The 13,303-nt window shown below is 38.5% G+C and carries 12 protein-coding genes; 4 read left to right on the top strand and 8 right to left on the bottom strand.

Translation table 11 applies throughout. The annotated features are described in order from the left end of the window. Positions 1 to 50: 50 nt before the first annotated feature. The 4 genes from NSS70_RS08205 to NSS70_RS08190 all read right to left on the bottom strand — a co-directional run bounded on the left by NSS70_RS08205 (position 51) and on the right by NSS70_RS08190 (position 4,237). Complete coding sequence (locus NSS70_RS08205; RefSeq protein ID WP_340881254.1) at positions 51 to 968, bottom strand: iron-hydroxamate ABC transporter substrate-binding protein; 918 nt, start codon at positions 966 to 968, stop codon at positions 51 to 53. Next, positions 919 to 1,764 (bottom strand): ABC transporter ATP-binding protein, encoded by an 846-nt coding sequence (locus NSS70_RS08200; RefSeq protein WP_066247988.1) that lies wholly within the window; start codon positions 1,762 to 1,764, stop codon positions 919 to 921. The genes NSS70_RS08205 and NSS70_RS08200 overlap by 50 nt, the downstream gene beginning before the upstream one ends. Positions 1,765 to 2,732: 968 nt before the next feature. Continuing rightward, positions 2,733 to 2,972: a hypothetical protein gene (locus NSS70_RS08195; protein ID WP_094245557.1), complete on the bottom strand. Its 240-nt coding sequence runs from the start codon at positions 2,970 to 2,972 to the stop codon at positions 2,733 to 2,735. A gap of 47 nt (positions 2,973 to 3,019) precedes the next feature. Then, positions 3,020 to 4,237, bottom strand: a complete 1,218-nt coding sequence (locus tag NSS70_RS08190; RefSeq protein WP_153028131.1) for an EAL domain-containing protein — start codon at positions 4,235 to 4,237, stop codon at positions 3,020 to 3,022. Positions 4,238 to 5,515: 1,278 nt separating this feature from the next. Here NSS70_RS08190 and NSS70_RS08185 point away from each other — a divergent pair. Together NSS70_RS08185 and NSS70_RS08180 are read left to right on the top strand one after the other, a co-directional pair. Further along, entirely contained in the window at positions 5,516 to 6,373 is an 858-nt protein-coding gene (locus NSS70_RS08185; RefSeq protein ID WP_340881251.1) for a metallophosphoesterase, read from the top strand. Positions 6,374 to 6,501: 128 nt separating this feature from the next. Then, positions 6,502 to 7,773, top strand: a complete 1,272-nt coding sequence (locus NSS70_RS08180) for an MFS transporter (protein WP_340881248.1) — start codon at positions 6,502 to 6,504, stop codon at positions 7,771 to 7,773. A 500-nt stretch (positions 7,774 to 8,273) separates the two neighbouring features. Here the strand turns inward: NSS70_RS08180 and NSS70_RS08175 are convergent, their stop codons facing one another. Next, entirely contained in the window at positions 8,274 to 8,588 is a 315-nt protein-coding gene (locus tag NSS70_RS08175) for an ArsR/SmtB family transcription factor (protein WP_063389325.1), read from the bottom strand. A 140-nt stretch (positions 8,589 to 8,728) separates the two neighbouring features. Here NSS70_RS08175 and NSS70_RS08170 point away from each other — a divergent pair, with 140 nt between their 5' ends. After that, entirely contained in the window at positions 8,729 to 9,205 is a 477-nt protein-coding gene (locus NSS70_RS08170; RefSeq protein WP_066247978.1) for a YkyB family protein, read from the top strand. Between the two features lie 14 nt (positions 9,206 to 9,219). On the opposite strand, the gene NSS70_RS08165 is transcribed toward NSS70_RS08170, so the two are convergent. Beyond that, positions 9,220 to 10,161: a chemotaxis protein gene (locus tag NSS70_RS08165; protein WP_339199626.1), complete on the bottom strand. Its 942-nt coding sequence runs from the start codon at positions 10,159 to 10,161 to the stop codon at positions 9,220 to 9,222. A gap of 342 nt (positions 10,162 to 10,503) precedes the next feature. Here NSS70_RS08165 and NSS70_RS08160 point away from each other — a divergent pair, with 342 nt between their 5' ends. After that, positions 10,504 to 10,875 (top strand): hypothetical protein, encoded by a 372-nt coding sequence (locus tag NSS70_RS08160; RefSeq protein ID WP_063389454.1) that lies wholly within the window; start codon positions 10,504 to 10,506, stop codon positions 10,873 to 10,875. A 318-nt stretch (positions 10,876 to 11,193) separates the two neighbouring features. On the opposite strand, the gene NSS70_RS08155 is transcribed toward NSS70_RS08160, so the two are convergent. Beyond that, a protein-coding gene (locus tag NSS70_RS08155) for an IS3 family transposase (RefSeq protein WP_445290581.1) occupies positions 11,194 to 12,340 on the bottom strand; the annotation gives its coding sequence in 2 pieces (ribosomal slippage) (positions 11,194 to 12,070 and positions 12,069 to 12,340; 1,149 coding nt in all). Between the two features lie 75 nt (positions 12,341 to 12,415). After that, positions 12,416 to 12,970, bottom strand: a complete 555-nt coding sequence (locus tag NSS70_RS08150) for a TIGR00725 family protein (protein WP_339199623.1) — start codon at positions 12,968 to 12,970, stop codon at positions 12,416 to 12,418. Positions 12,971 to 13,303 lie beyond the last annotated feature (333 nt).

The following is a 13,303-nucleotide window of genomic DNA, read 5'->3' as shown; positions in this document are numbered from 1 at the left end:
ATGGAAAGAAGAGAAATTCATGCCTGCTGAATTTCTCTTCTTCTAATTACTTATTTTTTTCCAAGAAATTTTTCTCGAAAGAATTCAAGCTGATATTCCAATGTCAGTCGATCATTGAAATAAAATTCATTAGCATTTACTTCAAACACGCGATTGTTTTTGACAGCCGGTATGTTTTTATAAGTATCTGTTTCTTGGAAAGAGTTATCAGCATCCGAATACTTACTGACGATCAAATAATCCCCTGCAAAATCCGGAAGCACTTCAGTCGATAAAGCATAATAACCTTGTTTTAAAGCTTTCTCTTCCACTTTTTTAGGCATTTTTAGCTTCATGGCTTGGTATAAAATTTCTGTTCCTCTTCCCCAGTTGTTCCCAAACACATATAATTGCTTATCAAAACTTTCAATGACTGAAACAGTTGCATCTTCTCCAATTTTCGCGCGAATTTCTTCTCCTGTTTCTTCAGCTCTTTTTTTGAAATCCTCGACCCACTCTCTTGCTTCTTTTTCCTTATTTAAAAGCTTGCCGATTTCTATATGCTGTGTTAAATAATCGACTTTTCCATAAGTAAACGTAACAGTAGGCGCTATCTTTTTCAGTTTATCTACATTTTTAATCGTCGATAATCCGATGATTAAATCCGGATTTAGTTCAATGATTTTTTCTAAATCTTCATCAGATACTTCTGCAACATCTTTCAATCTGTCTTTCCAGCGCGGATTCATTTTTGACCATGAATCAACACCAACGAGATTTACTCCTAAAGACATCACATCTCCGGCAAATGACGAGAGAACAACGACTCTTTTAGGATTAGCCGGGACTTCAACAGGACCGTTTTCCGATTGATATGTAATCGTTTCAGGTTTTTCTTCTTTCTTTTCAGCGCTGTCTTCCTTTTTATTACCACAAGCGCTAACTATGAGAACCAACAAGAACAGAATTGGAATAAGACGTTTTTTCATGTTTTTCTTCTCCTTTTATTAGATTGTACGTGATGCATATTGGTTTATCTGTTCGGGGATCCCGTCCTATTACAGCATCAATTTGAAATACTTCTTTCAGCACGTTGCAGTCGATTACTTCGTCACTCGTCCCGGCTTTGATAATTTGTCCGTCTTTCAACGCTATAATATAATCGGCAAAACGAGCTGCTTGATTGATATCATGAAGCACCATGACGATTGTCCGCCCCTGCTCTTTGTTTAACTGCTGTAGAAGCTCTAGTACTTCAAGCTGATGCGCCATATCTAAATAAGTGGTCGGTTCATCCAAAAAGATGATGTCCGTTTCTTGAGCAAGCGCCATCGCTATCCAGACACGCTGTCTTTGACCGCCTGACAGCGCATTGACTGGCTGGTGTTTAAAATCGGCCGTTTTCGTAACTTCTAAAGCCCAGTTTATGACCTCAAGATCTTTTTTTGTTAATCTGCCGAAGCCTTTTTGATATGGGTAGCGGCCGTAAGATACAAGCTCTCCAACGGTAAGGCCGGCTGGACTTTCTGGTGATTGAGGAAGTATGGCCATTTTTTTCGCCAGTTCTTTCGTATCCTGCTTTAAAATACTCTCGCCATCAAGAATAATTCGACCGGATTGGTGCGGAATAATCCGAGTTATCGCTTTCAACAAAGTGGATTTTCCACAGCCGTTGGAACCGATTATCGTTGTAATTTTTTTATCTGGAATTTCAATTTTCATATCTTTCACAATCAGTCGATTGCCATAGGAAATTTGTAAACGATCTGTGTATAGGCGGATCATGGAAAACCTCCAATTTATTCCAAATTGATAATGATTATCATTTTCTTGTACAAATATAATATAATACCACCCTTTCTCCTTGTCAATTATCATTTTTTTAAGAGAATCGAGTAGGAGGGAGCGATTAACTCCCGTCCTCTCACACCACCGTACGTACGGTTCCGTATACGGCGGTTCAATTAAGATAATTGACGCAAGTCTTTATAACTTCCGTGAATAGCTGTTCTCTTTATGCCAGTGGTCACTCCACCCTCCAAGAGATCTCCCACGGGATTCACCGCTTCCTCCCTCAAGTGAGGTACTACGTTTTCTGTGTTCATCATGACTCACTGAATGCCAAGGGCTATTCTCTCTTAATTGTTCGGTCCTTCTTAGTTGTTCTAGACCAACTAATACTATGACCTCTGCTGACTTCTGACGGTTCAGCTATCTATCACTAGATAGGTTACCAAGGTTACTTGGCGTGCCAGCCAGACCTCCCCGGGTAAGAGTGTAATCTTTCCTTCCATCCATCTGCTTCATTTACTCTGTATCACCTTCGGCAGAAAGGGCTTTGTTTTGTCTTGCAAACTCACCCAGTGATACCTAGCCTCATATGAAGTTCGTGTTCCGAGAGACCTTAAAGTTTGCCGCTCGCTTCCTTCAGATTCCGCGTCACCACGGACACCCTTGCGTTAAGCTAACTGCTACTTCTGCCTTCGCAGCTCGGGACTTTCACCCTATAGATTACACCCATGCCGGGCGCACAAGAAGAAACCCGGCCTCCAAAGCCGGGTTTCTCGTCCGAATGTTTAACAAAGGGGGAGCGGGGGTTTAGCCGCGATGTTTCACTTCAAGACGTCTGTGAACTACTTCGTCTTACATTTATAATGATAATGATTATCAATATCGATGTCAACACTTTTTATAAAAAAATTTTTCAAAACAAAATTTCCTTTAATAGAAAAAACCATAACGCGAAGTTATGGCTACCAAGTAGTTGAAAAGCTAATATAAAAAATATAAAAAAGCGCGAATGCAATCAGCACGATATAAGCAATAAAAATCGGATTTCGAATATACGGGCGCTTTTCAACTTTTTCGCTTACTTCTGTATCATACTCGCTTTGCCTTTTTTCCATCTGGCTGCCCACTTGTAACGTATAAAACAGGCCGACAAGCAAAACTAACAAAAAAACACCGCCGAAGATCAAATTCGTAAATTGCATAAAAACCCCCCTTTTTCTCTATTATTTGAGAAAAAAGGGGGGTTTATTCAAAGGAGACCGTCTTGTTCATATAAATAAGAATATGGAATATCGATAAACAAATAATGATCGTCATCAAGCGGATAGGAAAACGTGCGGATCGTCTCCCCTGTTTCGATATCACTATACAAATCACTTAAAAACCCTTTTTTGTTGACGCGCATGCGAATAATATTTTCTAAAAAGTACGGGCGCCAGCTCCAATTTTTCATATAATATTCTTTTTGAAAAATCCATCGGTCTTCTTTTCGGAAAATATTTCCTGACTTTTGAAACCCGTTTTCATCACAAATATAAATACGAAAGCTCATGTCGCCAAGCTCTTCTGCTAAATGGGTAATTAATTCGTCAAATTGGCTGATAGCTTTTTTATATTTGTTCACTAGTTGTGACACCCGCTGATGAAACTGGTCGGAATATGAATAAAGTGTTTCAAGCTTTTTCTTTTCAAATTGAATGAAATGGTTGAATTCCTGCTGCAGTCTTTCTTTTAGAACACATCGATCAATAAATTCTCTTTCCGGATAATGAAGATAATATCCTTGATAATATCTTCCGCCATTTTTCCACGCATATTGCAATTGAAAGTTTGCCTCGATGTCTTCATATAAAAGCGTCGCACCGATTTTGCGCGCAAGTAGTGAAATCGAAAATAAAACATCGAAATACGATTGGCTGGGTGAAGCTAATTTTAATGGCTGCAAATCGATTTTCAAAATATCAGGAGATAATAACCCAATGCGGTCCAAATTGCTCGATTCTTTCCCAATATTGTCAATCGCAATTTTGATTCCGTAAGTCCGGTAATAAGTGAGCAAATGATGGAGCTGTTCGATATCTCCTAAATAATTGTGTTCCGTAATTTCCAGAACAATCCGGTTTAAATCAAGCCCTTTCTCTTTTTCTTCCAGCAGCAAATTTAAAAAGCTTTCGCCGTGATCGATCATAAGCAGATTTGGATCCCTGTTTATAAAAATGAGAAGATCATCATCCAGTTCTTTCATTTCCTCCAATGCTTTTTTGACGACTGTATCATCTACTTCCATTCGGTATTCTTCAGGGATCGAATCATCATGGAAAAAAAAGCCTAAGCTTTTGTATTCCCCTTCCATATGAATTCTGCCTAAAATTTCGTAGCCAATCACCTTTTGTTCATCTGCGCTAAAAATCGCCTGATAATAAGGCACAATTTTTTCGGTATTGGTTATGACATCTAGTGGATCCATGGGCATCTCCCCGCTTCTTGTACTCTCATATGATACATGATTATAGCATTATTTGGTACATTAGAAAATGATGAAGAACCGTTTTTGCGCATTTGCTACATTCCCATTTTTACATAATTGGAAAGAGGCCATCCTGGATGCAATGGTTGGCCTCTCAAAGTTTCTGCATTTCTCAATTGATTTTATGTTTTGCGCCCGTTTCCACAATCAACAAAGTAGTTTGTTTTTTCAATGACCATACAAGCAGAAAACCGAGCAATAAAAGAACAGAGAGCAGAAACATTCCGTTTGCAAATGAAAAATAGCCGAAAATCATCGGACCGAAGGAAAACAAAGAAATTTGAGTGTTCTGGCCAAAATACCGATAGAGATATACAGGAATGAACGAAAAACAATTAACGGCATTAATCCCAATAATTTGCAATCTGTTTGAACGAGTTTCATCAAGGCTTCAGCACTGCTGCTTTTGATCTACGACTTTGCAAATGAAGTGATTGCTTTCATAAGTATGACGGGTCCAGATAAAACTATTCATCAAAATGACTTTTTTCTACACGGAGAAAATCGTCTAAGCAGAAAATATATTCAAAAAGATGGAGTTTTTCTCTTGCTGATTCGAATAGGGGAGTTTGAGGTGTCCTCTAAAATTATTTGAATTAGTTATTCAACATAAACGAATTTACTTTTTCTTTTTATCAATTTCAAAACTAGACTGTTGATTTTTATTGGTTTTAAATAAATCAGTATCATTCATTTCATTAAAAATCATTGACGCATTATTATTTTCCATATCTTTTCATTCAATAGGTTTTATGAAGATATTTGTCATTACTAATACCTTCTCTTTGCAAATTTTTCATTCTATTTTTGCTCTATCTTTCAAATTTCTGTTATTAATTTTTGCTTTATTAATAAATCTTCTTGCATCATTTCCTCTTACAATAGGTTTTTCCCTTAAAGTGACACCATTTTAATCCTCCTTCCTTAATAGCAATTTTACTAGAAATTTAAATCATTACATAGCTGCCCTTTATGTTTTATGAAAATTACACCATTCATTTCTCAATTCCTAAAGACTTTCTCGCTCCTGCAGAAGAGTTAAACCTTTTTCATCATATTTTCCAAATGATTGTTTTAATGTCGTCCATAGATGATAACAAAAAAGTTAATCAGAAAAAACGTGCATGTGAAGATTTGTCAAAAAACATTAAACAAGATGTTGAAAGTTTTATGTTATAATTTTTTCGATCGCTATAAAAACTGAAATGGTTGGTAAGAATGAATAAGTTGACAAGAAGACAATTTTTAAAGCATTTTTTCTGGACGGCTGCGTGCAGTTTATTCGCGAGCAGCGGTTTATACATCTACTCAAGATATATTGAACCGGGAAGACTAGAAATAAAAAAAATAAATGTTTCTCATCCAAAAATACCAAAAGGTTTTGATGGTTTGAAAATTGTTCAATTCAGCGACACACATCTAAATAACGACTTTACAATTGCAAATCTGGAACGGATCGTCAATCAAATCAATCGTCTAAACCCGGATATAATTGTTTTTACTGGTGATTTAATCGATGAGCCGAACAGTTATCCCGCTGTGCATCAGATTGCCCCGATTTTAAAACGCCTCCGTGCCGACTTCGGAAAATTTGCAATTTATGGAAATCGTGATCACGGCGGATACGGCACTGATGTTTATCGCAATATATTACAAAATGCAGAGTTTCATTTACTGCAAAATGAAAAAAAAGAGATACAGCTGATTGACGGAAGCAAATTGATTGTCGCCGGCCTTGATGATGTCATGCTTGGAAGACCTGATTTTCATCAAACAATGGGCAATATTGACAAAAACTATTTTACTATTCTTTTAGCCCATGAACCTGATACAGTGCTTCAAGCAAAAAATTACAATGTTGATCTCCAATTATCTGGACACAGCCATGGAGGACAAGTAAAAATCCCTTTTATAGGTCCGCTTTACACGCCTCCTTATGCAAAATCCTTTTCGGAGGGCTTTTATACTGTTGATCATACGAAGCTTTATGTCAATCGCGGGTTGGGCACAACTAGACTGCCCTTTCGTTTTTTGGCAGTTCCAGAAATCACCTTGTTTACATTATATTCCAAATAATCCTCTCTTTTAACCGGCTTAAAAGTACTTGGCTTTCATTTCTCTAACCAAAATATGAAAAAAAGATGTTCATATTGAATTAGGTAAATTATAATAGCTACTGTAAGTGTCAGTTAAGGGGAATCGCAATGGATATTTTTAAAAACCGCAATTTTGTCAAATTGTTTTTTGCAGCGCTTGCTTCACAAATGGGTTCAACAGTTGGCAATATGGCGTTTGCTTTTTATTTGTTGGAGCATTTTAGCAGCAAACCTTATTACGCAACTATTGCTGAGCTGATGTATTCTTTGCCGACTGTATTTGTTTTTGTCATTGTCGGTGTAGTAGCAGACCGCTTCGATCGAAAAAAGGTGGCAGAGAACTGCGACTGGATTCGTGCAATTATGACTGCATGTTTGTTTTTCGCCTTATTTACAAATTCGATTCCGCTCATTTTTTTCATCTTGTTTTTGCGGAGTGCTGTCACGAAATTTTTTTATCCAGCCGAATCTAGTTTAGTACAAGCTATTTTGCGAGAAGATCAATATGCGCAAGCTTCAGGTTTGAATCAAGTACTTTTCAGCATTTTTTTAGTGTTTGGTGTCGGATTAGGGGCATTGACTTATCGAACAGTTGGAATTCATGGGGCCGTATTAGTTGATTTAATAAGCTTCGTTCTTTCCGCCTTGCTCATTCGCTCGTGTAAAATCCCTAAATCAGCAAGGCTACCAAACGGTCGAGTGTCATGGAAAGGTTTACATATATCATCCGCTGTTTCCGACTTTTTGGAAGGTATTCGGTACATTTTACATAATCGGCTTTTATCGCTCATTATTTTTGGTTTTTTCATTTTCGGCTTTGTTCAAGGAAGTTTTGCCGTTCTTCCGTTATTTACAATGAAATATGAGCTGGCACCGAATTCTTATGAAATGTATTCATCCTTATTTGCCATTTTTCTCGGTGCGGGTCTTTTAGTCGGCAGCACAGTTTCAACATTTTTTGCTAAAAAAATAAAACCGTTTCCAATGTTTGTTACACCGATATTTTTGACAAGCATTTTTGTTTTTCTCCTTGGTTTTGTGGATGAAGTAGAATTTTACTTGTCGATTATTTTTTTGATCGGCATGTGCATCGGTCCTGTGAACGTAGCAATTGGCGGTTGGATTCCGAATATCGTTCATCCAAAGCTAATGGGACGTGTCAGCGGATGGATCGACCCGTTAATGATGTTTGCGCAGTCTGCTACGCTTTTATGTATTGCACTATTGTTTCCAAACATCATTCGAAACATCGATTTACTTTATTACGGTATGGCTCTTATCATTCTTTTCGTCTTTTTCTTTTATATGATCTTGATGCCGAAATATTTAAACGAAAAACGGCATCGGCTAGGTAAAAACACAATCAAATCGGTTTTATAACAAAAATGTGTTTGACAGTCAGACTTATACTCCCAATCATGTGGATCATAGTGGATGAGAATTCACCCTACAACCGCATTGATTGGGAGTTTTTTTGTGATATTCGTTTGAAGGAAAGGGATAATAATAAACTTTACCGAAAAAATTCATCATTAGTTTTGCTTCTACCCTCAAGAAAACTTCTACTAAACGTATAACAAGCAAAAAAGGGAGTGTCTAATAAGTCGTTTTTACGGCTTATTGACGCCCCCATGAATGTTTTAGAAACGTTGATATATCGGTGTTTATGATTTTTTGTTTTCAATGGCGATTTGACTTTCTGGACACCCCCTCCCTATCATGCTCCGAAAGAAATTCGAATCTTTTACAGAATGTGAAATAAATAAATAAATGAAATCAGCCCCGCTTCCAATAAATTACAAAAGATGACCCCGGCTCCATACCGAGATCATCTCTTAACCGTTTAGTCCCCTGATCAAACTGCCCACTCGACGCCCATTTTAATTATGCCGAGCATGGTCAATGGTTTGCTCTAGTATTTTTTTTACATGCTCATCATCATGTGAATAGTAAACGGTCGTTCCTTCCCTTCTAAATTTGACTAAACGCAAATTTTTTAGAAACCTCAATTGATGGGACACGGTTGATTGCAAAAGCTCAAGCTCGGCAGCTATTTCATTCACAGAACATTCTTGTTTTTCCGCAAGTAAATGTAAAATCCGAATTCTAGTCGGATCCGATAACGCTTTAAACGTTTGCGACACGATAAAAAGCGTTTCTTCGTCTATATCTAGAAATTCCTCTTTTCCGCTCATGACCCACCCTGCTTTCTAAAATATTTCATAATAACTATTATAGGCATAATTAATAGACTGTAAAAACTGGTTGCATTTTCTATTCATGAAAGTATAATGTAAATAAAGATTACGGAAAATAATGAAAAAGGAGAGACATCATGGACGATATCAGTCATTATAAGCTACGGGATGAGACGCCGGAAAATATAGCACGAGCCATCTATGTTGTCAATCGGCATGCAAAAACAGCGCCAAATCCTAAATATTTATATTATTTAAAAAAGAAGGCGCTGCAAAAGCTGATCGCTGAAGGAAAAGCAACAAAGAAAGGACTGCATTACTCAAAAAATCCAAAATTAAGCAAACAGCAGTCAGATGTTCTGGTGTCGGCAGGAAATTATTATTTTCATATGCCTCCTACAAAAGAAGACTTCCAAAACCTTCCTCACTTAGGTTCCTTAAATAATTCATACCGAAACCCGAAAACAAATCTATCATTGTCAAAGGCAAAAAATTTATTGGAGTATTATATCGGTATGGATAAAGCGAATCGACCGCTTTCTTCTCCCAAACGGTTCCATCGTCATACATATCAAAAACCGGTGTTTAAACGATTAGGCGAACGGTATGATTGAGTAAAAAGAGAGGCTTATTCAGCCTCGTCTTTTAATTCATCATCTTCTTCATTTTTAAATAACAATTCATCGATTTGCTCAATCAAGTGATGGACCTCAGGTTTGCTAATTTGGGCATTTGCACCTACCTGTTGTCCTTTATGTTTTAAATCATTCGTAATCAATGAGGAAAAAATCACAACCGGAATATGATCCAGCTCTGGATTTTCCTTAATTCGCTTCGTCAAATGCAATCCGTCAAGCTGCGGCATTTCGATGTCCGTAATGACTAAATCAACACGCTCCTTAACCGGTTCGCCTTCATTTACAATATTCTCTAAATAGTCCAGTGCATCCTTGCCGTTTTCAAAAAACTCAATCTGTTGAAATCCCGCCTCCGTCAATGTGTCGTTCAACAATCTGCGCAACAGCGGGGAATCCTCGGCAACGACAATTTTTTTATCAGATCTGTCCCTCTTTTCCAGTTTTTTCGCTTTTTCCTGCTGGATTCCGGACTCAGGATTAATTTCAACAACGATTTTTTCAAAATCAAGCATTAAAATCATTTCGTCTCCCATTTTGACAACGCCGGTAATTTGAGTTTCCAATCCTTGATACATTTCAGAAGGCTTTTCAATTTGCGACCAAGACACACGATGAATTTGGGTTACTTGATGGACGCGAAACACAACTTTTTGTTTGTTAAATTCCGTTACAATCAGCTTATCTTTTTCGCTGGGCTCGCAATTCGGATCGCCGATCGCCTTCGGTACGTTAACTACCGGGAGCACTTCTCCTCTTAATTCAATAATTCCTTCAACGTATGGATGGACGTGAGGCACGCTCGTTACAGGAAGAGGCTGAATGATTTCTTTTACTTTCATCACATTTATACCGAATTTATTCGAGCCGACGAGAAACTCTACAAATTCCAACTCGTTCGTACCGCTTTCAAGCAAAATTCCCTTTTCGTTCATATCTTTCTTCCTTCCGTCTAATATTTGCGAACGTTTCTTTTTCACTTTTTTATATCGGTTTTATTCTTTGTTCATTTAATACTTCTTTCGCTACAAATCGGTGGGAAATAAGTCTGAACAGCGTTACTCACAAAAATGTAAATGATACATTTCATTTCGACAAAGACGACTTGATTTCCTTTTTTTATAAAAAACTTTTATGTAGGTCAAACACCTTAAAAGTGAAATTGCATATGTTATGGTGAACAACTGAAAAGTGAAAGGAGCATTTACGTGTATCCATTCTATCGACAAATCCTCCCGGGAGTTCAACAGCCAGAATTTTTTCCGGGATTTCCAGGGATGGGTGGAGGATTTCCTTCGTTTCCTCCTACGGGGACTGGTCCCGGTTTCCCTCCATTCGGCCCTCCTGGAATCGGCGGAAGTCCAAGTGACGGTTTTGGACAACAGCAAGGACCGCCTTCAGGACCGCCTCCAAGTTTTATTCCTCAAGAATCACCCGGAGTCGGAACATTTGCAGTTGATCCCGGAGGCATTAGAAGATGTTTACATCGTTTTACATTTATCCGATTAACAAACGGCAGAAGCTTCTGGTATTTCCCTGTGTTTGTAGGACAAAGGTCCATTGCCGGGTGGCGCTGGAGACCTCGTCAAAATCGATGGGAATATTTCGGCATTGATTTAAACAGAATCTCTTCCTTCTCTTGTTTTTAAGGAATTGACACTCGGGGCTGTCTAATAAGTCGTTTTTGGCTTATGGACTCCCCTTTACTTTTTTAGAAACGTTGATATATTGTTTTCAACAGATTGGACTTTTGTAATGCACCCCTTTGTCAAGACACAAATTGATAATATTTAAGTTATCCATTCTCTCCTTTCGCTATGAATGTGGTACGTGTGCGATAAAGGCTTGACATGGAGCCTCTACGGGCACGATTTTTTGCGCTGGAGCGATGGACAGATAACATCGCATGGCTAAAACAGCCTATCATGCCCGTCTCTCCATATAAAGCCTCTCATCACGTTCGATGGTTAGGATGCTTGAACCATCTTAGGTTGCTTGTACACTGTTGCTGGCGTCAAATAGTCCAAAGATTGGTGAGGTCGGTCTGTATTATAGAACGTAACATAGCGTCGAATGCCTTTTCGCAACTCTTTAGGATTCTCGAATTCATTGAGATAGATACATTCATACTTTAAAGCTCTAAAGAAGCGTTCCGTACGACTATTGTCTGTTGCTCGTCCTTTGCCATCCATTGATACCTGGATGCCATACTCTTTCAACAGCCCGAGATAGTCAGCGTTTGTAAAATGGCTGCCCTGGTCACTATTGATGATGGCCGGCTTACCATGACGCAATGCCCGTTTAAGACAGTTGATGACAAATTCTTTCTCCAGCGTACTAGATAACTCGTAATCGATCACTTTGCGGCTGAACCAGTCGATGATGGTAAACAGATACATAAAGCCCCGTCCCATACGAAGGTAGGTGATATCCACTCCCCACACATGGTTCGGATGGGTGATCTCCAATCCACGGAGCAGGTAAGGTCGGCAGTACTTGGCATGTAGCCTCTTACTAAGGTTGGGTTTTGGGTAAATAGCTTGTATACCCATAAGGCGCATGAGACGGCGTACGCGTTTACGATTCACATCAAATCCTTTCTCACGAAGTTTCGCAGTCATGCGCCTGTAGCCAAAGTAGGGATGAGCTGTATAAAGCATATCCATTTCGTGCATGAGCATGATGTTTTCTGAGCTTTCTGTTTGCCCCTTTGATTGGCGATACACGCTAGTACGATGAATACCTAATAACTGTGCCTGACGCTTGATGCTGATCGATGGGTGATTGAATTCGACCATAGCCTTTCGTTCGTCAACAGACTTATTTGAGCCCAGATTTTTTTTTCAGCCAGTCAACTTCAACCGTTAACTGACCTACCAATTTCTCTAAATTTTCTTGTTTGGCCTCATATTCTTTACGGATTTTATCCACTTCGCTTGAGCCTTTTTCAAAGACCATCGAGGATCGTTCTAGAAATTCTGCTTTCCAACGACTGACCATGACTGGGCTTAATTCATATTTGGCGGCTATTTCATTGACGGTTTGCTCTTCACGCAACACCTCAAGAACCACCTTAGCTTTAAATTCTGCGGTATATCGGTTTCTTTTTTTCATGGTATCATTATAACTTATTTATCACGCTCATGTGTCTCACCTTATGGGAGCATTATATTTTTAAACATCCGCATGCTAGTCACCTATTAAACCGGTATTTTTATCGGGATCAACAGGGTTGTAAATGGATTGAAAAGCAAGATCTACAGCTGATTTAGCCGTTTTAGCGAACTGAATTTCGACTGTTCTCCGCTCATCTAAATAACAGCCTTCAAAGGCGATTTGCTTCACGTTGTTCGACCACCCTCCTGAATTTTCAACGATGATGACACGTTTTTTGTTCATATATGCGGCAGACAATTCTCCAAGCGTTCCATTTCCTCCTCCAATCATAATGATGGCATCTGCGGAATGAACAAGCAAAACGCTTCTGTAATCAAAACCTAATCCAGTATTAATCGGAATATCAATAAATTCGTTTGCTGCCTGTTTGTCGTCTCCAGCCAAAATACCTACGACAAGGCCGTTTGCTTGTTTGGCCCCTCGTGAAACTGCCTCCATCACTCCGCTTCCGCCGCCTGTCAAAAGAACAGCTCCTCTTTTAGCAATTTCTGAACCGATTTCTTCAGCCAGGAGGCGGACATGCTCCGGAATCAAGCCGGATTGACCAATTACTGCAATTCTCTCCATCATAAGCCTCCATTTCAAATTTTTTGCTGTTTTATATTATAGAACGAAGCTTGTGAACAGCTTGTATTGCTGTCACTGTTTAGCCTTTTATAAAAAGAGTTCCTTTTGATTGTTTACCTTACAAAAGAATTTGAGGGGGCGCATACTGAATTTTTTCTTACTCTCGCCTTTGTTTTCTTTTTTAGCTTCTATGTATGCTTGTCAAGTCTTTCAAAGACGCTTTATCGATAAATTGAAAGAGCAATTTTCCGCCTTTCATTGTTAAATTTTGCACTCTTCAAGTTTCTTTTTTATAATGTGCAAAAACTTACCCATCCTATTTTTTACGAAGCA

Origin of the sequence: Aeribacillus sp. FSL K6-2848 (genome assembly GCF_038004325.1) — a bacterium.
GTDB lineage: Bacteria > Bacillota > Bacilli > Bacillales > Aeribacillaceae > Aeribacillus > Aeribacillus composti.
Note: the sequence above shows the minus strand (reverse complement) of the source record. Positions and strands in the feature narration are given on the sequence as shown.